This window comes from Nonomuraea roseola, from assembly GCF_039535395.1.
Lineage (GTDB): Bacteria > Actinomycetota > Actinomycetes > Streptosporangiales > Streptosporangiaceae > Nonomuraea > Nonomuraea roseola.
In genome coordinates this window covers 897,850-921,464 of record NZ_BAAAXC010000015.1, presented here as the reverse complement: position 1 = coordinate 921,464, position 23,615 = coordinate 897,850, and the positions used below count along the sequence as shown (strand labels likewise).

19 protein-coding genes are annotated in these 23,615 nt (G+C 71.0%); 14 read left to right on the top strand and 5 right to left on the bottom strand.

All coding sequences use genetic code 11. From position 1 onward, the window contains the following. Window position 1: 1 nt before the first annotated feature. The 5 genes from ABFX55_RS27370 to ABFX55_RS27350 all read left to right on the top strand — a co-directional run bounded on the left by ABFX55_RS27370 (window position 2) and on the right by ABFX55_RS27350 (window position 6,677). Window positions 2-685: a nucleotidyl transferase AbiEii/AbiGii toxin family protein gene (locus ABFX55_RS27370; RefSeq protein ID WP_346125590.1), complete on the top strand. Its 684-nt coding sequence runs from the start codon at window positions 2-4 to the stop codon at window positions 683-685. 171 nt (window positions 686-856) lie between these two features. Beyond that, on the top strand, window positions 857-2,578 hold the full coding sequence (locus tag ABFX55_RS27365) for an ABC transporter ATP-binding protein (protein ID WP_346125589.1): 1,722 nt from the start codon (window positions 857-859) through the stop codon (window positions 2,576-2,578). A gap of 470 nt (window positions 2,579-3,048) precedes the next feature. Continuing rightward, complete coding sequence (locus tag ABFX55_RS27360; RefSeq protein WP_346125587.1) at window positions 3,049-4,044, top strand: winged helix-turn-helix domain-containing protein; 996 nt, start codon at window positions 3,049-3,051, stop codon at window positions 4,042-4,044. A 95-nt stretch (window positions 4,045-4,139) separates the two neighbouring features. Then, window positions 4,140-5,789 carry a urocanate hydratase gene (gene hutU, locus ABFX55_RS27355; RefSeq protein ID WP_346125585.1) on the top strand — a complete coding sequence of 550 codons (1,650 nt, stop codon included), beginning with the start codon at window positions 4,140-4,142 and terminating at the stop codon, window positions 5,787-5,789. A 72-nt stretch (window positions 5,790-5,861) separates the two neighbouring features. Beyond that, window positions 5,862-6,677: a MurR/RpiR family transcriptional regulator gene (locus ABFX55_RS27350; protein WP_183648846.1), complete on the top strand. Its 816-nt coding sequence runs from the start codon at window positions 5,862-5,864 to the stop codon at window positions 6,675-6,677. Here the strand turns inward: ABFX55_RS27350 and ABFX55_RS27345 are convergent. From ABFX55_RS27345 to ABFX55_RS27335, 3 genes are read right to left on the bottom strand one after another with little or no spacing between them, the layout of a single operon-like run. Further along, on the bottom strand, window positions 6,657-7,406 hold the full coding sequence (locus ABFX55_RS27345) for an ABC transporter permease (protein ID WP_346125583.1): 750 nt from the start codon (window positions 7,404-7,406) through the stop codon (window positions 6,657-6,659). The two genes, ABFX55_RS27350 and ABFX55_RS27345, sit on opposite strands and share 21 nt — an antisense overlap. Continuing rightward, window positions 7,403-8,356, bottom strand: a complete 954-nt coding sequence (locus tag ABFX55_RS27340) for an ATP-binding cassette domain-containing protein (RefSeq protein WP_346125581.1) — start codon at window positions 8,354-8,356, stop codon at window positions 7,403-7,405. The genes ABFX55_RS27345 and ABFX55_RS27340 overlap by 4 nt, the downstream gene beginning before the upstream one ends. After that, complete coding sequence (locus ABFX55_RS27335) at window positions 8,356-8,886, bottom strand: PadR family transcriptional regulator (protein ID WP_346125579.1); 531 nt, start codon at window positions 8,884-8,886, stop codon at window positions 8,356-8,358. The genes ABFX55_RS27340 and ABFX55_RS27335 overlap by 1 nt, the downstream gene beginning before the upstream one ends. Before the next feature lie 54 nt (window positions 8,887-8,940). Here ABFX55_RS27335 and ABFX55_RS27330 point away from each other — a divergent pair, with 54 nt between their 5' ends. The 5 genes from ABFX55_RS27330 to ABFX55_RS27310 all read left to right on the top strand — a co-directional run bounded on the left by ABFX55_RS27330 (window position 8,941) and on the right by ABFX55_RS27310 (window position 14,435). Further along, the gene (locus ABFX55_RS27330) at window positions 8,941-9,618 is read left to right on the top strand and encodes an SDR family oxidoreductase (RefSeq protein WP_346125577.1); all 678 of its coding nucleotides are present in this window, start codon (window positions 8,941-8,943) and stop codon (window positions 9,616-9,618) included. A gap of 44 nt (window positions 9,619-9,662) precedes the next feature. Beyond that, a complete protein-coding gene (locus ABFX55_RS27325) occupies window positions 9,663-10,826 on the top strand; it encodes an allantoate amidohydrolase (protein ID WP_346125575.1) in 1,164 nt (387 codons plus the stop codon). Further along, window positions 10,823-12,148 (top strand): formimidoylglutamate deiminase, encoded by a 1,326-nt coding sequence (locus ABFX55_RS27320; protein WP_346125573.1) that lies wholly within the window; start codon window positions 10,823-10,825, stop codon window positions 12,146-12,148. The genes ABFX55_RS27325 and ABFX55_RS27320 overlap by 4 nt, the downstream gene beginning before the upstream one ends. After that, the gene (gene hutI, locus ABFX55_RS27315; RefSeq protein WP_379479227.1) at window positions 12,145-13,317 is read left to right on the top strand and encodes an imidazolonepropionase; all 1,173 of its coding nucleotides are present in this window, start codon (window positions 12,145-12,147) and stop codon (window positions 13,315-13,317) included. The genes ABFX55_RS27320 and hutI overlap by 4 nt, the downstream gene beginning before the upstream one ends. 182 nt (window positions 13,318-13,499) lie before the next feature. After that, window positions 13,500-14,435, top strand: a complete 936-nt coding sequence (locus tag ABFX55_RS27310; protein WP_183648826.1) for a sigma-70 family RNA polymerase sigma factor — start codon at window positions 13,500-13,502, stop codon at window positions 14,433-14,435. A gap of 7 nt (window positions 14,436-14,442) precedes the next feature. Here ABFX55_RS27310 and ABFX55_RS27305 read toward each other — a convergent pair whose 3' ends face one another. After that, window positions 14,443-15,084 carry a class I SAM-dependent methyltransferase gene (locus ABFX55_RS27305; RefSeq protein ID WP_346125571.1) on the bottom strand — a complete coding sequence of 214 codons (642 nt, stop codon included), beginning with the start codon at window positions 15,082-15,084 and terminating at the stop codon, window positions 14,443-14,445. Window positions 15,085-15,159: 75 nt separating this feature from the next. After that, on the bottom strand, window positions 15,160-16,098 hold the full coding sequence (locus ABFX55_RS27300) for an ABC transporter substrate-binding protein (protein ID WP_346125569.1): 939 nt from the start codon (window positions 16,096-16,098) through the stop codon (window positions 15,160-15,162). Window positions 16,099-16,339: 241 nt separating this feature from the next. On the opposite strand from ABFX55_RS27300, the gene ABFX55_RS27295 reads away from it, so the two are divergent. The 4 genes from ABFX55_RS27295 to ABFX55_RS27280 all read left to right on the top strand — a co-directional run bounded on the left by ABFX55_RS27295 (window position 16,340) and on the right by ABFX55_RS27280 (window position 23,552). Beyond that, a complete protein-coding gene (locus tag ABFX55_RS27295; protein WP_346125567.1) occupies window positions 16,340-17,683 on the top strand; it encodes an ammonium transporter in 1,344 nt (447 codons plus the stop codon). Then, window positions 17,680-18,018 (top strand): P-II family nitrogen regulator, encoded by a 339-nt coding sequence (locus ABFX55_RS27290; protein WP_183648817.1) that lies wholly within the window; start codon window positions 17,680-17,682, stop codon window positions 18,016-18,018. The genes ABFX55_RS27295 and ABFX55_RS27290 overlap by 4 nt, the downstream gene beginning before the upstream one ends. A gap of 34 nt (window positions 18,019-18,052) precedes the next feature. Further along, window positions 18,053-20,281, top strand: a complete 2,229-nt coding sequence (locus tag ABFX55_RS27285; RefSeq protein WP_346125565.1) for a [protein-PII] uridylyltransferase — start codon at window positions 18,053-18,055, stop codon at window positions 20,279-20,281. Window positions 20,282-20,519: 238 nt separating this feature from the next. After that, the gene (locus ABFX55_RS27280; RefSeq protein ID WP_346125563.1) at window positions 20,520-23,552 is read left to right on the top strand and encodes a sensor histidine kinase; all 3,033 of its coding nucleotides are present in this window, start codon (window positions 20,520-20,522) and stop codon (window positions 23,550-23,552) included. The last annotated feature ends 63 nt before the right edge of the window (window positions 23,553-23,615 follow it).

Below are 23,615 nucleotides of genomic sequence, written 5' to 3'. Positions count from 1 at the left end.
CATGAGCCTGTTTCCGCCGTTCCACGCACGGCTCGTCGAGGCGACAGAGGGCGTGCGGGAGCGTCACGGCCTGCTGCTGGCGGGCGGATACGCGCTGCGCGCCCACGGGCTCACCGCGAGGCCGAGCCGTGATCTCGTCTTCGCGACGGCGGTCCAGACCCCGATGCCCGAGATCGCCGCGGACGTCGCCGCCGCGCTGCACGACGCCTTCGCCGTGAGCGTGCGCGAGGTGGGCGAGCGCATGGCACGCCTGGTCGTCAGGGACGAGGCGGGCGACTTCACGAGCGGGTTCGAGCTGCTCAGAGAGGCGCTCAGGAACCGTCCCGAGCGGCTGGAGGGCTGCCAGGTCGTCGGGCAGGACGACGCGGTCGGGCTCAAGGTGCGCGCCCTGCACGGACGCGGCCTGCCCAAGGACTTCGTCGACGTCGCCGCGGCGGCGGATCTCTACTCCTTCCGCGAGCTGGAGCGGCTGGGGGCCGCCCACGAGGAGCAGTGGCGGCTCGAGGAGCTCGTCCACCGGCTCGAGAGCGTGGACCTGCTGGCCGACGAGGCCTTCGAGGTCGAGGAGGACCATCTCCACGACATCAGGCGCTTCGCCTACGCGTGGGTGGAGGAGATCAAGCTGCGCCGCGCCGACGACGGCGACACCGAGCGCGACGACCCGGACGTCCCCGTCGTCGACTGAACCGCCCCATCGTCAACTCTAGTTGACATACTTTGGTCGTCAATTTAGGTTGACGGGTGCGGATTTCGCTCGCTCGCACGTTGCAGAGATCAGGGGAATGTGGGTGATCTCCCCGAGTGTGGGCGGCCGAGCCGTCACACACGACGTCAAGGTGATGCGGACGGAGACACAGTGAGCGGCGAGTCATCCCTCAAGGTCCTTGCGGCCTATGTCAGGCCTCACAGAGGCATCCTGGTCGCGGGTGGTCTGCTCGGGCTGGTCGGCTCGGCCGCGGGCCTGGCGATGCCGCTGCTGGCCAAGTACGTGGTGGACGCCTTCGGCGAGAACAGCTCCATGGCGGGGCCGTTAATCGGGCTGACGATCGCCGTGCTGGTCGGCGCGGTCGTCTCGGCGGGCGGCACGTACCTGATGGAGCGCACGGGCGAGGGCATCGTGCTCGGCGCCAGGCGCAGGCTCGTCGACAGGATGCTCAGGCTGAAGGTCGCCGACGTCGACCGGCTGAAGCCGGGCGATCTGCTGTCCAGGGTCACAGGCGACACGACGCTGCTGCGGTCGGTGCTGACCAACGGCATCGTCGACTCGATCGGCGCGGTGTTCATGCTCGTCGGCGCGATCGTGATGATGGCGCTGATGGACGGCGTGCTGCTGCTGGTCACCCTGCTGGTCGTGGTCGTGATCGGCGGCATGACCGCGCTGGTCATGCCGCGCATCCAGAAGGCCCAGCACCAGGCGCAGGAGGCCGTCGGCGAGATGGGCGCGGTGCTCGACAGGGCGCTGCAGGCCTTCCGCACGGTCAAGGCGAGCGGCGCGGAGGAGCGCGAGGTCGAGGTCGTCGGGGCGGCGGCCGAACAGGCTCGCGACAGGGGGCTGCAGGTGGCGGGGTGGACCTCGCTGGCAGGGGTCTCGACCTGGATGGCGGTGCAGATCGCCTTCCTGTGCGTGCTGGCCGTCGGCGGCGCCAGGGTCGCCTCCGGGGCGCTGGAGGTCTCAGGCCTGATCGCCTTCCTGCTGTACCTGTTCTACCTGGTCGCCCCCATCGGGCAGCTGGTCGAGGGCGCGGTGCAGCTGCAGAACGGCCTGGCCGCGCTCAAGCGCATCCGTGAGATCGAGGACCTTCCTGGCGAGCCAGTCAGCCTCGCCGCGCCGGTCGGCAGCGACCCCGTGGGCGTGCGCTTCGAGGACGTGGTGTTCAGGTACGGCGAGGACCGTGCCCCCGTCCACGACGGGGTGAGCTTCGAGGTGCCGCCGGGCGGGCTGACCGCGCTGGTGGGGCCGTCGGGAGCGGGCAAGTCCACGGTGTTCGCGCTGATCGAGCGCTTCTACGAGCACCAGGAGGGGCTGATCACGGTCGGCGGCAGGGACATCCGCGACTGGCCGCTCGGCGAGCTGCGCGCCATGCTCGGCTACGTCGAGCAGGACGCGCCCGTGCTGGCGGGGACGCTGCGCGAGAACCTGCTGTTCGCCGCGCCCGAGGCCACCGAGGAGGACCTGCGAAGGGCGCTGACCCGCACCCGTCTCGACGACCTGGTCTCCAGGCTCCCCGAGGGGCTGGAGACGGCGGTCGGCCACAGGGGCGTGCTGCTGTCGGGCGGCGAAAGGCAGCGCGTGGCGATCGCCAGGGCGCTGCTGCGCAGGCCGAGGCTGCTGCTGCTCGACGAGGCCACCTCGCAACTGGACGCGGTCAACGAGCTGCGGCTGCGCGAGGTCATCGCCGAGGTGGCGGCGGAGACGACCGTGCTCGTGATCGCGCACCGCCTGTCGACGGTCACCAACGCCGACAGGATCGTGGTCATGGAGTCGGGCGGCGTGCGCGCCGTGGGAACGCACGACGAGCTGGTGGGCGGGGACGACCTCTACCGCGAGCTGGCCGCCACGCAGTTCCTGGTCTCCTGACAACCTCTGTCAGACACTTTGCTACGTTTGTCCCCCATGCGAGTCAAACGAGTGGCAAATGCGCCCGGCTCGACTCCGCGGGCTCCTACTGGGGCAAGCCCAAGACCATGGCGGTCACGCTGCATCTCCGCCTCGGCCGTCATCGAGCCGGGCAACAACGAGGCGGTCCGCGTGACGCCCAGCTTCCACTGCTGATCGGCCACCGGCGGGCCGGCGATCGGCGTCGTACGGCTTGCGCGACCCCGCGCGGGCCGTACGGCCGCTGGAGACTCCCCTGTCAATGCCTCCAGTTGCCGTTGTCCTTGACCGTACGAACGCCCCCTCAGGCGAGATCAAGTCCAGCACTTCGCCGGGCGAAGTGTCATGCACTTTCAGCCTCACCCGAATAACGCAGCTATAGCGGCACATGTCGGACCGATATCAATGGCCCGTTCAGGCTTTTGCAAGCGCGCGCCGTAAGACTGCGCGACATGGCGGGCGGCATACTGCGCATCATTTTCACCAGTGACGATCTCGCGCGCGTGCGCGTGGCCTCCAGAGCGGACCCGATGTGGGAGATGGTGGCCAGCCTGCACAGGTTCCAGGCCGGCGACGGAGGCGCGGTGATCGCGGGATGGCGGCGCAGGGCGCGCGCCAAGCTGGCCGAGGCGGGTCTCCTGCGTGACGTGCGCAGGCTGCTGGTGCCGCTGGCGCCGCGCGCGGCCTACTTCCCCGACTTCCTCACCCCGATCGAGGCCCAGCAGGGCACCGACGACGGCATCCAGGCCATCCTCGACACGCCGCGCACCAGGGTGCAGCGCGAGCTGGACCGGCTGCGCGCGGGGCACGGCCTGCCCGCGCACCTGGAGGGCCTGGCCCGTGACACGAGGGCCATGCGCCAGGTGGCGAACGCCGCCGCCGGCTACGTCCAGGTCGCGCTGGGCGAGCACTGGCCCGCAGTGGAGCGGACGGTCAGCCAGGACAGGGGCACCAGGGTCCGCCACCTGGCCGAGGGCGGCGTCGAGACCATGCTGACCCGGCTGGCGCCGGTGATGCGCTGGCGGGCCCCGGTGCTGGAGGTCGACTACCCGGCGGGCGACAGGGAGCTGCGGCTGCGCGGGCGCGGGCTGACGCTCATCCCCTCCTACTTCTGCAGGACCGCCCCCGTCACGCTCGCCGACCAGAGCCTGCCACCCGTGCTGGTCTATCCGGTGCCGCGCAAGGACGTTCCCGAACGGGTGAACGAGGGTGACGCGCTGGCCGAGCTGCTGGGCAGGACCAGGGCCGAGGTGCTGCGGTGCGTGGCGCTGGCGCCCGGATGCAGCACCACGGAGCTGGCCAGGCGGGCGGGCGTGCCCGCCTCGAGCGCCAGCGAGCACGCGCGGGTGCTGCGGCAGGCGGGCCTCATCGCCAGCATCCGCCACGCCAATCTGATGCTCCACCAGGTGACCGAATCGGGCGACGGCCTCCTGCGCGGCTCCGGCTGACGGCCTCCGGTAGGGGAGGCGCCTTGGGGTGAGTGGCGGGTCGATGTACTCTTCGGGTGACATAGATGAATATGTTCATTCAGGAGGGATCAGGCATGAGCCGCACCGTGCGCTCGCCGCGAGGCACCACGCTCACCGCCAAGGGCTGGCCGCAGGAGGCCGCGCTCCGGATGCTCCAGAACAACCTGGACCCGGAAGTCGCCGAGCACCCCGAGCAGCTGGTCGTCTACGGCGGTTCCGGCAAGGCCGCGCGTGACTGGCCCTCGTTCGACGCGCTCGTCCGCACGCTCACCACGCTGGAGGGCGACGAGACTCTGCTCGTGCAGTCCGGCCGTCCTGTGGGCGTGTTCCGCACGCACGAGTGGGCCCCGCGCGTCCTCATCGCCAACTCCAACCTCGTCCCCGACTGGGCGAACTGGGAGGAGTTCCGCAGGCTGGAGGCGGCGGGCCTGACGATGTACGGCCAGATGACGGCCGGCTCCTGGATCTACATCGGCACGCAGGGCATCCTGCAGGGCACCTACGAGACCTTCGCCGCCGTCGCGGAGAAGAGGTTCGGCGGCTCCCTCGCGGGCACCATCACGCTGACCGCGGGGCTCGGCGGCATGGGCGGCGCCCAGCCGCTGGCCGTCACCATGAACGGCGGCGTCGCGATCTGCGTCGACTGCGACCCGCGCAGCGTCAAGCGCCGCATCGAGCACAGGTACCTCGACGTCGAGGCCAAGGACCTGGACGAGGCGCTCCGCCTGGCCTACGAGGCGCGCGACCAGCGCAGGCCGCTGTCGATCGGCGTGGTGGCCAACGCGGCGGAGGCGGTGCCCGACCTGCTGGCGCGCGGCGCGGAGATCGACATCGTGACCGACCAGACGTCGGCGCACGACCCGCTGATGTACCTGCCGATCGGCGTGGCCTTCGAGGACATGGCCACCGAGCGCGACAAGGACCCCGCCGCCTTCACGACCAGGGCGCGCGAGGCGATGGCCAAGCACGTCGAGGCCATGGTCGGGTTCAAGGACGCGGGGGCCGAGGTCTTCGACTACGGCAACTCCATCCGCGGCGAGGCGCAGCTGGCCGGCTACACCAGGGCCTTCGACTTCCCCGGCTTCGTGCCCGCCTACATCAGGCCGCTGTTCTGCGAGGGCAAGGGCCCGTTCCGCTGGGCCGCCCTCTCCGGCGACGCCGCCGACATCGCGGCCACCGACAGGGCCATCCTCGAGCTGTTCCCCGACAACGAGCCGCTGGCCAGGTGGATCCGCATGGCGGGGGAGAGGGTGCACTTCCAGGGGCTGCCCGCGCGCATCTGCTGGCTCGGCTACGGCGAGCGGCACCTGGCGGGCGAGCGCTTCAACGACATGGTGGCCTCGGGCGAGCTCAAGGCGCCCGTCGTGATCGGGCGCGACCACCTCGACTGCGGCTCGGTGGCCTCGCCGTACAGGGAGACCGAGGCGATGGCCGACGGGTCGGACGCCATCGCGGACTGGCCCCTGCTCAACGCGATGCTGAACACCGCGTCGGGCGCGGCGTGGGTCTCCATCCACCACGGCGGCGGCGTTGGCATCGGCCGTTCGATCCACTCGGGGCAGGTGACCGTCGCCGACGGCACCGCGCTGGCGGGCGAGAAGCTCAACAGGGTGCTCACCAACGATCCGGGCACCGGCGTCATGCGGCACGTCGACGCCGGCTACGACGAGGCGGCCGCGGTGGCCGACTCCCGTGGCGTCCGGATCCCGATGCGCGAGTCCTGAGCGCTGGTCTCGCCAGGCGAGACGTTCGCCGGGTGAGGGAAGGGGCGCCGGTGCCCAGGTGTTGGAGGTGACGTGAGGGACGGAATCGAAGGTTTGCTCGACGGCAGAAGATTGTCGCCCGTGCAGCGCCGCATCGCGCATTACCTGACCGATCACCTGGACGAGGCGATCTTCCTGTCCAGCGTCGAGCTGGCCGAGAGGGCCGGCGTGAGCCAGCCCTCGGTGACCAGGTTCGCCATGGTGCTCGGCTTCGCCGGCTATCCCGAGCTCAGGCAGGCGCTCCGCCCTCTCGTGCTGGGTGGCAGAGGAGAGGGCGGCAACCTGCTCAAGGGCGCCATCGACGACGAGATCCGCAACCTGACGCTGATCCGCGACCGTCTGGCCGGGCTGCCGCTCAAGGAGCTCGGCGAGTCGCTCGCGGCCACCGAGCCGCTCCCCGTGCTGGGGCTGCGGGTCTCGTCGGGGCTGGCCACCACGTTCGCCTACTTCGCCAGGCGCATCCATCCCGACGTCCGCCTCCTCGTGCACGGCGGCTCCGAGCTGATCGACGGGCTGCACGCGGCGAGGAGGGCGGGCGCCGAGTGGGTGGTGGCGGTGGTCCTGCCGCGGTATCCGGCCGAGGTCGTACAGGCCCTCGACTACGCCGGAGAACTCGGCCTCAGAACGGCCGTGATCACCGACAGGCCGGGCTTCCCCGCCGACGTCGTGCTCGACGCGCCGGTCGGGGAGCGGCTGGTGTTCGACTCGCACGCCGCGCCCCTGGCACTGGCCATGGCGCTGGTGGAGGCGATGGCCGACGCCGCGCCGCTGCGGACGCAGGCCAGGCTCGAGGAGTACGAGCGGATGACGGAGGAGACGAGGACGTTCCTAGCCGGCGAGCCTGCGTAGGGAGCGGACCGACCACGTCACGGTGAGCGCGGCCAGGGCGAGCATGACGCCGAAGGCCAGCGGGATGGACAGGGCGGTCAGCTCGCCGGCGAACAGCGCCCTGCCAGCCTCGACGGGATGGTAGAAGGGCGTGAACCAGGAGATCCGCTCCAGCCAGTCGGGGCCGAGCGCCATGGGCAGCAGCGCGCCCGACAGCAGCATCAGGGGAAGGGCGAAGAACTGCATGATCTGCCCCATCGCGTTCTCGTCGCGCAGGCTGAGCGCCATGCCGTAGGCCACGCCGGAGGAGAACAGGCCGGTCACGCCCAGCAGGAGCAGCATGAGCACCAGCGCGAGCGGGCTGACGCGCAGCCCCATGGCGATGGCGATGAGGATGAACGCCAGCGACTGGATCATCAGGGAGACCACGTCGCGCAGCATCCTGCCGAGCACGATCGCCGGGCGCCAGGCGGGGCTGACCGCGATCCGCTCGAGCACGCCGCTGCGGATCTCGTAGATCGTGCCGTAGGCGACGCCCATCGAGCCGAACAGCGCGGTGATCACCAGCATGCCGGGCGCGAAGGAGACCAGCGCCTGGCCGAAGTCGCCGCCGAAGGCCATGCCCGCGTAGAGCGGGGCGAACAGCAGCAGGTACATCACCGGCTGCATGATGCCGAACAGCGGCCAGACGGGGTTGCGCAGGGTGTTCCTGACCTCGTGGCCGAAGAACAGCGAGGTGTCGCGGATCATGCGGCGGCTCCGGTGTCGCGCAGGGACCTGCCGGTCTTGGCCAGGAAGACGTCGTCGAGCGTGGCCCGCTCCATGGTGATCGAGCGCAGCGAGAGCCCGTCGGCCTCGAGCGTGCGCAGCAGCGACGGCAGCGCGTGCTCGCCGTCGTCGACGTAGACCCGCAGCACGTCCTCGTCGACGCGGGTCTGCGCCACGAGGGGGGTGAGCACTTCGGCGGCGCGCTCGAGCCCGTCGAGCCTGAGGGTGACCACGTCACCCGAGACCGAGCGCTTGAGCTCGGCGGGGGTGCCCTCGGCGACGACCACGCCGTGGTCGACGATCGCCAGGCGGTCGCAGAGCGCGTCGGCCTCCTCCAGGTAGTGGGTGCTGAGCAGGACGCTGGTGCCCTGCTCGCGCAGCTCCTTGATGCGGTCCCAGAGGTTGGCGCGGTTCTGGGGGTCGAGACCCGTGGTCGGCTCGTCGAGGAAGAGCAGCGGGGGCGTGTGGACCAGGCCGAGGGCGATGGCGACGCGGCGCTTCTGCCCGCCCGACAGCGTGCGGCCAGGCCGGTCGGCGATGTCCGACAGATCGAACTTCCTGAGGATCTCCTCGGCCGCCTTCGCGGGGTCGGGCACGTTGTAGATCCTGGCGGCGAAGACGATCTGGGCGCGAGCGGTGTTCTGCTCCTCCACCCCGCCGGCCTGGCTCACGTAGCCGAGCTTGCGGCGGATCTGGGCCGGCTCCTTGACCAGGTCGTGGCCGGCGATCACGGCCGTGCCCGCGTCGGGCGTGATGAGGGTGGCCAGCATGCGGATCGTGGTGGTCTTGCCCGCCCCGTTGGGGCCGAGCACGCCGTAGATCTCGCCGCTCTTCACCTCCAGGTCGACACCCTTGACCGCCTCGACGGTCTGCGAGCCCTTTCTGCTCTTGGTGGTGAAGCTCTTCTTTAATCCTTGCGCACTGATGATCATCAGGGGAGGTCTCCTTCTTCGACCTTCTTGACGGCCTCCTCCACCCAGGCGAGCTGGGCGGCGAGCATGCCGCTGCTGAGACGTAGGTTCTCGTCGACGTGGCGGGGCGCGCCGAACGCCTGCTTGGAGCCGAGCGCCCTGTCGAGCATCGCGATCGACCTCTTGAGCTCGTCGGTCCTGAAGCGGAGGGCGCCGAGCAGATGCGCGCGATCCATCCTGTCCATGAAGGTCATGGCGACCTGGAAGGGATCGACGATCGGCCCGATCTCGTACCACAGCGACATGAGCAGGCGATGGAACTCGAAGCGCCCCGTGTCGTTGATGGCGTAGACGGTCTTGCCGCCCTTGCCGCTCTCGACCACGTCGAGCAGCCCTTCGTCGGCCATCTTGCCGAGGCCGTGGTAGATCGAGCCGAAGGCGACGTTGGCCCAGTTGTCCGCGCCCATGGTTTCGAGGCGCCGCCGTACCTGGTAGCCGTTGAGCGGCTCGTCGAGCAGCGTGCCGAGAATCAGAACCCGCGTAGTTGACACTCTTCAAGTTTGTATTCAAATTTGAGTGTCTGTCAATCGTCCTAGGCTGATCGCATGAAGACCGCACTGATCACAGGGGCGTCCAGGGGCGTCGGAGAGGCGATCGCGAGGGCGCTGGCGCCCACCCACCGCCTGATCCTCGGCGGGCGCGACAGGGCCGCGCTCGACAGGCTCGCCGCCGGCCTGCCCGACGCCACGGCCTGGCCCGTCGAGCTGACGGAGGTCACGGCCGCCGACGTCGCGGCGATCGACCGGCTCGACGTGCTCGTGCACAGCGCGGGAGTGGTCACGCTCGGCAGCATCGCCGACACGCCCGCCGAGGTGTGGCGGCGGACCATGGAGATCAACCTGGTCGCGGTGGCCGAGCTGACCCGCCTGCTGCTTCCCGCCCTGCGCGCGGCGGGCGGCCACGTGCTGCTCATCAACTCCGGGGCGGGACTGCGCGCCAACCCCGCCTGGGTGTCCTACGCCGCCAGCAAGTTCGCCCTGCGCGCCTTCGCCGACGGCCTGCGCCTTGAGGAGCCCTCGCTCAGGGTGACCAGCGTCTATCCGGGGCGGATCGCCACCGACATGCAGCGTGGCGTCAGGGAGCAGGAGGGCGGGGAGTTCGAGCCGTCGAAGTACCTGGAGCCCGAGACCGTGGCACGGGCCGTGCTGGCGGCCGTGCTGGCAGGCCCCGACGCCCACCTGACCGAGCTCACCCTCCGCCCGAGCGAAGGACCGGTCTCGTAGAGTCGGCATGCTGGTGAATGGATTTATTCACTAGAGTGAGGGGCATGCTGGACGAACTCGCGCACATCGGACGAGACCCCGCCACCCATGGCTACGTGAGAGACGCGTGGTCGCCCGCCGACCTGGAGCTGCGCGAGTGGTTCGGGCAGGAGGCCGCTCGGCGCGGCCTCGACCTGCACGACGACCGCAACGGCAACCTGTGGGCCTGGTGGGGCGATCCCGACCGCGAGCCGGGCGTGGTGACCGGCAGCCACCTCGACTCCGTACGGCAGGGCGGCGCGTTCGACGGCCCCCTCGGGGTCGTGTCCGCCTTCGCCGCGCTCGACCGGCTCAGGGAGCGCGGCTTCGCCCCCGCCAGGCCGATCGGCATCGCCTGCTTCACCGACGAGGAGGGCGCCAGGTTCGGCGTGCCCTGCATGGGCTCGCGGCTGCTGACCGGCGTGCTCGATCCGGACAGGGCGATCGGACTCAGGGACGACGCGGGCGACACGCTGGCCGACGTGCTGCGCAGGGCAGGAAGGAAGCCCTCGGCGCTCGGGAGGGACGACGAGACCCTCTCGCGGGTGGGCGTCTTCGTCGAACTGCACGTCGAGCAGGGCAGGGGCCTGGTCGAGACGGGCGCGCCCGTCGGCGTGGCCAGCGCGATCTGGCCGCACGGCAGGTGGCGCTTCGACTTCCACGGCGAGGCCAACCACGCCGGCACCACGCGCCTGGAGGACAGGGACGACCCGATGCTCGCCTACGCCCGCGCGGTGCTGGAGGCGCGTGAGGCGGCCGGCAGGCACGGGATCGTGGCGACGTTCGGCAAGGTGAGGGTGTCGCCCAACAACGCCAACGCCGTCCCGGGGCTCGTCTCGGCCTGGCTCGACGCCAGGGGGGCCGCGGAGAAGGACGTGCGGGCGCTGGTGGAGGAGCTGTCGCGGGGGCAGAGGGTGAGCGAGGAGTCGTGGACCCCCGTCGTCGACTTCGACGTGCCCCTGCGCGACAGGCTGGCCGGCGTCGTCGGCGAGGAGGGGCCGGCCCCCGTGCTGCCGACCGGCGCGGGACACGACGCGGGCATCCTCGCCTCCGCCGGCGTCGCCGCGGCGATGCTGTTCGTCCGCAACCCGACAGGCGTCTCGCACTCGCCCAGCGAGCACGCCGAACCCGACGACTGCGCCAAGGGCGTCGAGGCCCTGGCGGACGCACTGGAGGAGCTGGCCCGATGACCGTCTACTGGTGCGAGCGCGCCCTGCTTCCCGACGGCGTCGCCGACGGCGTCGTGGTCCACGTGGAGGGACGGCGGATCGCCGCCGTCGAACGGGGAGAGCGGCAGGGCGTCGTCCTGGAGGGGCTGACCGTCCCCGGGCTCGCCAACGCCCACTCCCACGCCTTCCACCGGGCCCTGCGCGGCGCGACCCAGGCAGGCAAGGGCGACTTCTGGACCTGGCGCGACCAGATGTACGAGGTGGCGGGCGTGCTCGACCCCGACACCTACCTCGACCTGGCCAGGGCGGTATACGCCGAGATGGCGATGGCGGGCGTCACCTGCGTGGGCGAGTTCCACTACCTGCACCACGGGCCTGGCGGCGTGCCGTACGACGATCCCAACCAGATGGGGCACGCGCTGATCCAGGCGGCGCGCGAGGCGGGCCTGCGCATCGCGCTGCTCGACACCTGCTACCTGACCGGCGGCGTCGGCACCGCGCTGACGGGGGCGCAGGTGCGCTTCGGCGACGGCAGCGCCGTGGGGTGGGCGGCGAGGGCGGAGGAGCTGGCCGCCGCCTACGACGGCCACGAGGACGTGGAGATCGGCGCGGCCATCCACTCCGTGCGCGCGGTGCCGCCCGAGCAGATGGGCGTGGTGGCCGAGTTCTCCCACCGCCACGCGGCGCCGCTGCACGCCCACGTCTCCGAGCAGCGCGCGGAGAACGCCGCCTGCGTGGAGCGCTACGCCGCCACCCCCGTCCAGCTGCTGCACGAGCACGGCGCCCTCGGCCCCCGCTCGACCGCCGTGCACGCCACCCACCTCACGGACGTGGACATCGAGCTGCTCGGCCAGTCGCGCACGCACGTGTGCATGTGTCCCACGACCGAGCGGGACCTGGCCGACGGCATCGGCCCCGCCCGCCCGCTGTTCGAGCGGGGCTCGCCGATCACGCTCGGCTCCGACAGTCACGCGGTGATCGACCTGTTCGAGGAGGCCCGCGCGGTCGAGCTGAACGAGCGCCTGGCCAGCCAGAAGCGCGGTCACTGGGGCGCCCACGAGCTGCTGAACGCCGCGACCGGCGCGGGCCACGCCTCGCTGGGCTTTCCCGACGCGGGGATGCTGGTCCCCGGCGCGTGGGCCGACCTGGTCTCGGTCCGCCTCGACTCGGTCCGTACGGCAGGCGCGACACGCGAGACGGCCGTGGAGTCCGTCGTGTTCGCCGCGACGGCCGCCGACGTGCACAGTGTGATCTCGGGGGGCCGCAGGATCGTCGAGAGCGGCCGCCACGAGCTGGGAGAGGCCGGGCAGATGCTGAACGAGGCGATGGGAGCCATCAGGTGAGCGAGCGAAGCATCCTGATCGACGGGATCGGGTCGCTGTTCGACGGGGACACCGAGCACCATGACGCCGCGCTCGTCATGCAGGGCGAGACGATCGCCTGGACGGGGCCCTCCAGCCAGGCGCCCGACGCCGACGAGCGGGTGGACGCCGGCGGGCGCTGCGCCATCCCCGGCTTCGTCGACAGCCACGCCCACCTGGTCTTCGCCGGTGACCGTACCTCCGAGTTCAACGCGCGGATGTCGGGACAGAGCTACACCGCGGGCGGCATCCGCACCACGGTCGCCGCCACCAGGGCGGCGGGAGACGCCGAGCTGGCCACCAGGGCCGCCGCGCTGGTCGCCGAGATGGCGGCGCAGGGCACCACGACCGTCGAGATCAAGAGCGGCTACGGGCTGACGGTCGAGGACGAGCGGCGCTCGCTGGAGATCGCCACCTCGCTGACCGACGAGACCACCTTCCTGGGCGCGCACGTGGTGCCCGCGGACACCGACCCCGACACCTACGTCAGGACCGTGACGGGGGAGATGCTGCGGGCCTGCGCGCCGTACGCGAAGTGGGTGGACGTCTTCTGCGAGCGCGGGGCCTTCGACGAGGACCAGACGCGCGAGATCCTCCAGGCGGGCATCAAGGCGGGGCTGCTGCCCCGGGTGCACGCCAACCAGCTCACCGAGGGTCCCGGCGTGCGCATCGCGGTCGAGCTCGACGCGGCCTCCGCCGACCACTGCACGCACCTGTCCGACGCGGACGTGGACGCGCTGGCCTCCTCGGGCACGGTCGCCACGCTGCTGCCAGGCGCGGAGTTCTCCACCCGCTCGCCCTATCCCGACGCGCGCAGGCTGATCGACGCGGGCGTCACCGTGGCGATCGCCACCGACTGCAACCCCGGCTCCTCGTTCACCTCGTCGATGCCGTTCTGCGTCGCGCTGGCCGTGAGGGAGATGGGGATGACGCCCCTGGAGGCGGTCAGGGCCGCCACCCGCGGCGGGGCGAGGGCGCTGCGCCGCGACGACGTCGGCAGGCTGGCTCCCGGCGCGCGGGCCGACGTGGTGCTCCTCGACGCGCCCTCCTACGTCCACCTGGCCTATCGTCCCGGCGTCCCCCTCGTTCACGGAGTGTGGCGCGGAGGCGAGCGGACGGTCGCGCCTCATCCCTTGGTCGTAGGCGCGTAAACCCTCTCCCGATGGGCAGGATGGGCGATCACGCCGGTCCGACGAGCGCGGGACGGGATGCCTCTCCTCCCTGAGGAGGAGGCGCAGAACCGTCCTGTGGTCGTAGTTCTTTTGGGAATCTTTGCTTCGGACCGGACGTTGGCGGGGTATAGAACGCAGCTGCGGGAACGAGGTGCCTGGGGATGGCAAGGCCGACGGGGAATCGCACGGCGGAGGTCACTGATCGTGACCTGCTCGGGACCTATCTGGCGGAGATAGGCAGGGTCCCGCTGCTCACTGCGGAAGAGGAAGTGGAGCTCGCCAAGCGGATCGAGGCGGGCCTGTTCGCCGAGCAACTGCTCGACAGAGGTGGTTCCGAGCCGCGCATCGGGGACGCGGCCGACGAGGAGCTCGAGCGCCTGGCGATCTCGGGGCAGCGGGCCAAGGACGAGTTCATCCAGGCCAACCTGCGCCTGGTCGTCGCCGTGGCCAGGAAGTACTCCGGCAGGGGAATGCCGCTGATCGACCTGGTCCAGGAGGGGAACCTGGGCCTGGTGCGCGCGGTGGAGAAGTTCGACTACCAGCGGGGCTACAAGTTCTCGACCTACGCCACCTGGTGGATCAGGCAGTCGGTCGGGCGCGCCATCCACGAGCAGGCCAGGCCGGTGCGGCTGCCCACCCACGCGGGTGAGCAGATGACCAGGCTGATGCGGGTGAGGCGCGACATGCTCGCCGAGTTCGACGCCGAGCCCACCGACGACGACCTCGCCAAGGTGCTCGACCTGCCGATCGAGCGGGTGCGCGAGCTGCGCCGCTGGGCCGCCGACCCCGTGTCGCTGCAGCTCGGCGTCGGGGACGAGGACGAGACCGAGCTGGGCGACATGATCGCCGACGACACCTGGGCCGACCCCGAGCAGCAGGCGATCGACATCCTCGAGCGCGAGCGCCTCGACGACTGGCTGACCGGCCTCGAAGGGGTCACGAGCGAGATGCTCCGCTGGCGCTACGGGCTGATCGACGGGCGTGAGCACACGCTCACCGAGGTGGGCGAGCGCTACGGCATCGGCCGCGACCGCGCCCGCCGCATCGAGCGCGACGCCCTGGCCCGCCTGAGGAAGATGGCGACCGCCGCGGCCTGACCAGGTCTCAGCGGCGAAGAGGGCGGCCCGCGTAACGGATGCCGGTCGCCCTGATCAGCCCCGCGTCGATCGCGGCCCGCTCGGCCGCGCCGCCGTCCTGCTCGGTGAAGAAGTAGGGGCCGCGCTCGATGGCCACCGGCTCGAACCAGCGGCCCAGCGCCGCCTCCAGCTCCGCCCCCGAGTGCAGGCCCTCCTCGGCGGCCCAGCCGCCGACGTAGGCCTCCCACGGCTGTCCGGAGGCCGCCCAGCCGTCCCTGTGCCCGTGCAGCCAGCTGTCGTCCTCGTCGGACAGGCGCGAGAAGCACCAGCGGGCGGTGTCCTCGTCGAACAGCTCCCTGGCCCACTCCACGACCACGAAGACGCCGTCTCGCGCCAGCGCGCCCGCCACCTTGCCGAAGACCTCGTCCAGGTCGTGCACGTGGTGCAGTGACGTGCAGGCCACGAGCGCGTCCACGGGCCCGTCCAGCTCGTACTCCTCGAACTCCATCCGGTGGTACGGCGGGCCCTCGGGCGCGACGGGGTCGACGCCCGTCGCGCCGTAGCCGCAGGCGAGCAGGTCGGGCACGAACCCGCCGAGCGGGCCGCAGCCGATCTCGACCACCCGTGCGGGAGCGGGCGGCAGGTGGTCACGTACGAAGTCCCAGTTCATGGGCCTCAGCATCGTGCGGCTCCCGGCGTGCGCACAACTGCGGACACAACAGCTCTGCCATGCGGGCGGGGTATGTCAGGCCAGGGGAGTGAGGTACTTCTCCAGGTCGTCGAGGATCTTCCCTGCGGCCGTGACGCCGATGCCGAGCATCCACACCTCGTCGTCCACGCCGTGCGCGGTGCCCTTCTTGACCGCGCCCAGGTTCTTCCACAGCGGCCCGCCCGTCACCTCGGCCTGGCTCTGCGCGGCGGCGTCGCCGTACGCGCTGTAGAACAGGGCGTCGCCGTCGGCCTGCGCGATGTTCTCCTGGCTGAGCTTGCCGAACCGCTTGTCCTCCTGAGCGGCCAGCCGCTGGACCTCGGGCCTGGCGATGCCGGCGTCGCCGAGCACGATGCCGCTGAAGGACTCGGGGCCGTACATCCTGATCTCGGTGGGCATGAACCGGACGATGCTCACCTCGAGCTTGGAGAACTTCTCGCCCACCTGCTCGGCGCGGCTCTCGTAGGCGGTCATCAGCTGCTGGGCCTCGGCCTTCTTGCCGAGGGCCTCGGCGTCGAGGAGGAAGTTCTCCTTCCAGGTGACGCCCACCTTCTCGGTGAACACCGTAGGCGCGATCTTGCTGAGCTTGTCGTAGAAGGGCGCCTGGCGGAACTTGGTGCCGAGAATGAGGTCGGGCTTCAGCGCCGAGATGGCCTCGAGGTTCGGCTGCTGGAGGGTGCCGACCGACTTCGTGGCCGACAGCGAGGAGCCGAGGTAGGCCGGCCACTTCTGGCTCTCCGACGCCTGGGCGGCGCCGATGGGGGCGAGGCCGAGCGAGACCATCGTGTCCAGCTTGTCGGTGTCGAGCACGACGACCCTCTTGGGGGTGTCAGGCACCTTTGTCTCGCCCATCGCGTGCTTGACCGACCGCGTCGGGCCCGTCGCGCTCCCTTCCTGGGCTGAGGCGCCGCAGGCGGCGAGTGCGAGGGCGGACAGCAGGGCGGCGGCCGTGACTCTGGCCAGGCGGAAGGTCATCTGAATTCCTTGATCACTAAGGTTAGGCAACCCTAAGTGTAGTACCGGAGTGTCCGAAACAACCGCGAAACACCCCGCCCGCGAGTTTCACGAACGTGAAACATACGCGGTCAAACCACGAAACGGCGGAAGACCACGCTGTGGCAACACGTCAGTGCGCAGCCCGGTCGACGGTGCCCTGGAGGCGTCCACTGCGACTCGGAATACGGGCCACACGCCAATCTGAAGGAGGGTCGCGTCGATGATCGATAGCGGCACTACCGCCTGGATGCTGGTATGCACCGCCCTGGTGCTGCTGATGACTCCGGGCCTTGCGTTCTTCTACGGGGGCATGACGAGGGCCAAGAGCGTCCTGAACATGATGATGATGTCGTTCGTCAGCATCATCGTCGTGACGGTCGCATGGGTCCTCTACGGATACTCGCTGGCCTTCGACCCGGCGGGTAACGGCACCCTCAACTTCCTCGTCGGTGGACTGGACAACCTCGGCCTCAGCGGCGTGTTCAACGCCGTCTACGAGGGCCTGATCAACCAAGGTGGCCAGGTCACCGCCGAGGCCGCCGCGGCCGACAACTTCCCGATGATGGTCTTCTCCGCCTTCCAGCTGACCTTCGCGATCATCACGGTCGCGCTGATCAGCGGCGCGATCGCCGACCGCGCCAAGTTCGGCGCGTGGGTGCTGTTCTCGCTGGTGTGGGCGACCGTCGTGTACTTCCCCGTGGCGCACTGGGTCTGGGGTGGCGGCTGGCTCGGCCAGCTCGGCATCGAGGACTTCGCCGGCGGCACCGTGGTCCACATCAACGCGGGAGCAGCGGCCCTGGCCCTGGCCCTCGTGCTCGGCAAGCGCCAGGGCTGGCGCAAGGAGCCGATGCGCCCCCACAACCTGACGCTGGTCCTGCTCGGCACCGGCCTGCTGTGGTTCGGCTGGTTCGGCTTCAACGCGGGCTCCGAGCTCGCCCCCGACCAGACCGCGGGTCTGGCCTTCATGAACACCCAGATCGCCGCCGCCGTCGCGGCCGGCGCCTGGATGGTGGTGGAGAAGCTACGCGACGGCCACGCCACCACCCTGGGCGTCGCCTCTGGTGCGGTCGCCGGTCTGGTCGCCATCACCCCCGCGTGCGGCTTCGTCGACCCCTGGGCCGCCGTCGTCATCGGCCTGCTGGCCGGTGTGGCCTGCGCCTACGCGGTGGGCCTGAAGTACCGCCTCGGCTTCGACGACTCGCTCGACGTGGTCGGCGTGCACCTGGTCGGCGGTGTCATCGGCGCCGTCTCGCTGGGCTTCTTCGCCGCCTACCCCTTCCTCGAGCAGCAGAACGAGGGCCTGTTCTACGGCGGCCCGATCAGCCAGCTGGGCCTGCAGGTGCTCGGCCCCGTCGCGGTCGGCGGCTACTCGTTCGTGATCTCGTGGATCATCGCCAAGGTGATCGACAAGACTGTGGGCTTCAGGCTCGACGCCGACAGGGAGGTCGCCGGCATCGACATCACCACCCACGCCGAGACCGGCTACGACCTGGGCAGCGTGCACGCCTCCGGCGTGACCGCGTCGTCGCCGCTCGCCACATCCCCGAAGAAGGTGGACGCATGAGGCTCATCACCGCGGTCATCAAGCCCTTCAAGCTCGATGACGTGAAGGCCGCGCTGGAGCAGTTCGGCATCAAGGGCATGACGGTCAGCGAGGCCAGCGGCTACGGCCGCCAGCGCGGGCACACCGAGGTGTACCGCGGCGCCGAGTACCAGGTCGACCTGGTGCCCAAGGTGCGCCTGGAGGTCCTGGCCGAGGAGGACGACGCCGAGGAGGTCATCGACGTGATCGTCAAGGCCGCCCAGACCGGCAAGATCGGTGACGGCAAGGTGTGGTCCGTCCCCGTGGACACCGTGATCCGGGTACGCACCGGAGAGCGCGGTCCCGAGGCCCTGTGATGCAGCGCGGTGAGGGGTTCAGCCGGGGGGCGGGGTGAGAGCGGACGCTCGTTCGTTCGCCGCGGCCCGCAAGGAGCGGGTCGCGGACACCGACCGATGGCTGAAGGACCTTCTTCGCACGGCGAGTCCGGGCGGCGAGGGCGTGGCCCTCGTCGCCGTCGGCTCCCTCGGCAGGGGCGAGCTGGCCCCCGGCAGCGACCTCGACCTGGTGCTGCTGCACGACGGCGGGGAGGACATCGCCAGGATCGCCGACCGGATCTGGTATCCGATCTGGGACTCCGGCGTCGGCCTCGACCACTCGGTCCGCACGGTGGACGAGGCCGTGAAGGTCGCGCGCGAGGACCTCAAGGCGGTGCTCAGCCTCATCCAGGCCAGGCACGTCGCGGGGGATCCCGAGCTGACCAGGAGGGCCCGCGAGGCGGTGCTGGCCGAATGGCGCGCCGACTCCCGCCGCAGGCTGGCCGAGCTGCGCGAGGCGGCCGACAAACGGGCGGAGAGCACCGGCGAGCTGGCCTTCCTGCTCGAACCCGATCTCAAGGACGGCCGCGGAGGGCTGCGCGACGTCCAGGCCATGCAGGCGGTGGCCGCCGCGTGGGTGGCCTCCGCCCCGGGGCCGCGCGTCCGCGAGGCCTACGAACTCATCCTCGACGTGCGCCACGCGCTGCACGTCGTCACCGCCCGCGGGGCGGACCGCCTGGTCCTGCAGGAGCAGGACGCGGTGGCGGGCACCCTCGGCCTGCTGGACGCCGAGGCCCTCATGCGCAGGCTCGCCGAGGCGGGCAGGACGATCTCCCACGCCTTCGACGCCACCTGGCGCACCGTTGACAGACTGCTGTCAGGACCCGTGCCGCGCGGCCGCCGTCCGCTGGCCGACGGCGTGGTCGAGCACGCGGGCGAGGTGGTCCTGGCTCGCGGCGTCAACCCCCGCACCGATCCCGTGCTCGTGCTGCGTGCCGCGGCCGCCGCCGCCGAGTCCGGGCTGCCGCTGGCCCCCGCCACCGTGTCGATGCTGGCCAGTCAGTCGCCGCCGATGCCGGTCCCGTGGCCTGACGAGGCCCGTGACGCGCTGGTGGCGCTGCTGGGCGCGGGGCGCGCCGCCGTACCCGTGTGGGAGGAGCTGGACCAGGCGGGCATCCTCGTCCGGTTGCTGCCCGACTGGGAGCGCGTACGGCACCGCCCCCAGCGCAACCCGATCCACCGCTTCACCGTCGACAGGCACCTCATCGAGGCCGCCGCCAACGCCGCCTCCTACACCCGCGAGGTCTCCCGCCCCGACCTGCTGCTGATCGGCGCGCTGCTGCACGACATCGGCAAGGGCTGGCCCGGCGACCACTCGGCGACGGGCGAGGTCGTCGTGCGCGACATCGGCCTCCGCCTGGGTCTGTCGTCGCAGGACGTCGAGGTGCTGGCCACGGTGGTCCGTCACCATCTGCTGCTGCCCGAGACCGCGACCAGGCGCGACCTGGACGACCCCGTGACGATCGAGAAGGTCGCGGGCGCCGTCGGCTCGCGCGAGGTGCTCGAGCTGCTCGCCGCGCTCGCCGTCGCCGACGGCCACGCGACGGGACCGGCCGCGTGGAACTCGTGGAAGGCCTCGCTCGTCGCCGATCTCGTGCGCAGGGTGCGCAGGGCGCTGTCGGGCTCGCCGCTGCCCCCGCCCCCGGGCCTCTCGCCCGCCCAGGCCGTCCTCGCCAGGCACGGGGGAGGGGCAATCCGGGTGAATGGGACCAACGTCACAGTCGTCGCTCCGGATCGCCCAGGCCTGCTGTGGCGCGCGGCCGGTGTGCTGGCCGCGCACCGCATGGTCGTCAGGTCGGCCTCGGCCGCCTCGGCGAGCTCCACCGCCGTGATCGAGTTCTCCGTCGTCCCCGAGTACGGCACGCCGCCCGACCCCGCCACTCTCGAGGCTGACCTGCGGCTCGTTCTGGCCGGACGGCTCGACATCGAGCAGCGCCTGGCCCGCCGTACCCGATCTGTGCGACCGGCGCGGGTGCCCGTCGCCCCGCCCAGGGTGACCCTCCTGGAGGAGGAGTCCGCGACGGCCACCGTTGTGGAGGTCCGAGCCCACGACCGACCGGGCCTTTTGTGGCGGATCGGCAGATCATTTGGTGAATGTGGGCTTGACGTGAAAGCCGCTCGCGTAGAGACTCTCGGCGCGGAGGCGGTTGACGTCTTCTACGTGGTGGACCGCGCCGGACGCCCCCTCAGCGACGACGCGCAGCGGACTCAAGTCCGTGATCACGTGCTCGCCGCGCTGCGATAACCAACGGCACACAGTCTGCGGTCACATTTGTAACGATTGTGTCCGTTTTGCCTGGTACGAGAGTTGCGGCGGATACGTTGTGGGTCGAAATTATGGGTCTTTTCTGATTCCTGTTGCCAAACAGGATGCTTGAGGGGTAACGACGGCTGTGACGACGGGGAATACCGAAGGCGGACGTGCCGCCAGGCGGGACCGCGGAAAGCGGTCGCTGCCACGAATGGGGCTGCGTAACTGGCGCGTGAGATCCCGTCTCACCGCGCTGATCCTGGTGCCCACGATCGCCGGCGTCGTTCTCGGCGGTGCCCGCGTGGTGGCCTCGGTCGACAGCATCGGCGAGTACGAGCGCACGGTGGTCGTGGCCGAGCAGGCCACCCATCTACGCGATCTCATCCAGTCACTCGGTATGGAGCGTGACACCGGCGGCTGGTTCTACGCCACGAAGCAGCGCAGGCAACTCAAGAAGCCTTACGAGGACAGCAAGGACGTCGTCGACAAGCAGGTCAAGGTCGTCACGGCCGACCTCGCCGCGATGGACGCCAGCTACGGCCCCCGCGTCGAGCAGGCGGCCAAGCTGGCCGCCGCGCAGCTCAAGTCGCTGTCGGGCATCAGGGCGCAGCAGCGCGCCAGGCCCGACTCGGCCGCCTACCGCTACCTGGTCGAGCAGCTCGTCCGCGTGCACGAGGAGCTGAGCCTCCTCAACAACGACCCGCAGATCCTCGGTGACTTCCGCGCCCTGACGGTGCTGGTGAAGGCCAAGGAGGAGATCTCCAGGCAGCGGATCATGCTGCTGGAGTCGTACTACGGCTCCTCCAAGGTGGACGCCCAGCGGGTCACCGACTTCATCGCCGCGGGCGCCCAGCAGTGGCAGCTGCTCAACAGCTTCACCGCGGACGCGGGCGTCACCAGGAGCACCAAGCTCATGGCGGGCATGAAGAACGACAGCGACGTGGTCAGGGCCGAGCTGTCCAAGGCCCGCGCCATCCGCCTGACCAACGACGGACCCGCCTTCCAGGCCAGGAACCTGCTGGCCGACCCCAACGAGTGGTTCGAGGACAACGCCAAGGCCATCGCGGTCCTGGAGAAGGCCGAGTCGAACACCGATCCCAAGAGCCCAGGCCTGGCCCAGGCCGTGACCACGCGGGCGCAGGAGCTGCAGAGCGCCGAACTGCGCACCGCGCTGCTCGTCGGCGCCGCCATCGTCGGCCTGCTCCTGCTGGTGCTGGTCTTCACCGTGCTCATCGCCCGCTCGATGGTCACCCCGCTGCGCCGGCTGCGCAGCGAGGCGCTGGAGATCGCCGGATTCAGGCTGCCCGACGTGGTGCGCAACCTGCGCGTCTCGGGCAACGCCACGGCGCCGGAGATCGAGCCCATCGACGTCGACGGCAAGGACGAGATCGGTGAGGTGGCGCAGGCCTTCGACGAGGTCCACCGCCAGGCCGTACGGCTCGCCGCGGAGGAGTCGGAGCTGCGCAGCAACATCAGCGCGATGTTCGTCAACCTCTCCCGCCGCACGCAGACGCTGGTCGAGCGGCAGATCTCGCTGATCGACGGCCTGGAGAAGGGCGAGCAGGACGGCAGCCGCCTGGCCGACCTGTTCAGCCTCGACCACCTGGCCACCCGCATGCGCCGCAACTCCGAGAACCTCCTGGTCCTCGCGGGCCACGAGCCCGCGCGCAGGCGCAGCCAGCCGGCCAAGCTCGTCGACGTCGTGCGCGCCGCCCTGTCGGAGGTCGAGGACTACGAGCGGGTGCAGGTCAAGGTGCACCGCGCCACCTCGGTGATCGGCAGCGCCGCCAACGACCTGGTCCACCTGGTCGCCGAGCTGGTCGAGAACGCCATCCAGTTCTCGCCCAAGAACAGCCAGGTCGTCGTCTCCAGCAGCATCATCGAGGGCGGCGGAGCGCTGCTGTCGGTGAGCGACCAGGGCATCAGCATGACCGACGACGAGCTCGCCGAGGCCAACAGGCGTCTGGCCGAGCCGCCGGTCGTGGACGTGTCGGTGTCGCGCCGCATGGGCCTGTTCGTGGTCGGCCGCCTGGCCCTGCGCCACGGCATCCGGGTGCAGCTGCGCAAGGGTGAGGGCAGCGGCCTCATCGCCATGGTGCTCCTGCCGCCGCCGCTCCTGCCCGACGCCAGCCAGCCGCCGCCTCCTCAGCGGCCCGCCTTCGGCGGCTCCAGCCCAGCTCCCGCCTTCGGGGCGCCCGCGCAGAACGGCGCGTTCGCCGCGTTCGACTCCTTCGACTCGACCGGATGGGGCACCCAGCCGCCGAGGCAGGGGCTCGGCGCCTTCACCGCCGACACCGGCGGCGACAGCGGCTTCTTCCGCCAGCCGCACCAACAGGGCGGACCGCACCCGTCGTTCCCGAGCATCGACCTGAGCGCGATGCCGAACCTGGACCAGACGGCGCCGCATCCCGGCGGCTCGCACCCGTCCTTCCCGAGCCTGGAGCAGCCGGGTCAGCACTCGTTCCCCAGTGTCGACAACGGGCTGCCGCGCCGCGCGCCCCGCTCGGGCGACACCGGCGCGTTCGGGACGCCGCCCCGCTCGGGCGACACCGGCTCCTTCGGCGCGCAGGGCCGTCCTGAGGCCTTCGGGACGCCGCCCCGCGGCGAGCAACCTGGGGTCTTCGGACCGCCGTCGCGCGCGGGTGACAGCGGCGCCTTCCCGACGCCGCCACCGCGCGGCGGGGACACCGGCGCCTTCCCGACGCCGCCGCCCCCGATGTCGGCGCCGTCCTACCCGTCGGCGGAGCGGTTCGCGCCGTGGGAGGCCAACGCCCCCTCCATGCCCGCGGTGGACAACTCGCCGCTGGAGCAGGAGCAGGAGGAGTTCCTGCCGATCTTCGCCTCGGTGGAGTCCGCCTGGTTCCGCAGGCCCGAGGAGGGCGCCGCACCCGCGGCCTCCTCCCCTCAGGCCCGCAAGGAGCCGAAGTACCACATGCCTGAGGCGCAGGCGCCCGCGCAGGCCGTACCCTCTGAGGGTGACCTGTGGCGGACCCCCGCCGACGCAGGGTGGCAGGCGGCGGCCGCGGCCAGTGACCCCAGCCTCGGCGGGATCACCGCCGCCGGGCTCCCCAAGCGCACCCCCAAGGCGAACCTGGTCCCCGGTACGGCGGGCCAGCCGCCCCAGCAGATGACCCCGATGCCACCGGTCTCGGCGGATCGGGTCAGAAACCGGATGTCCAGCTTCCAGCAGGGCGTCCGAAGGGGCCGCGCGGAACTGAATGACGAGTCCGCCCCTAACGGGCTGGATAAGGAGGACAAGGCGTGAGCGAGCGTCGCGAGCGAACAGATAGTCACAGCACGTTCGTCACGCTTCCGACGAAGGAGGAAG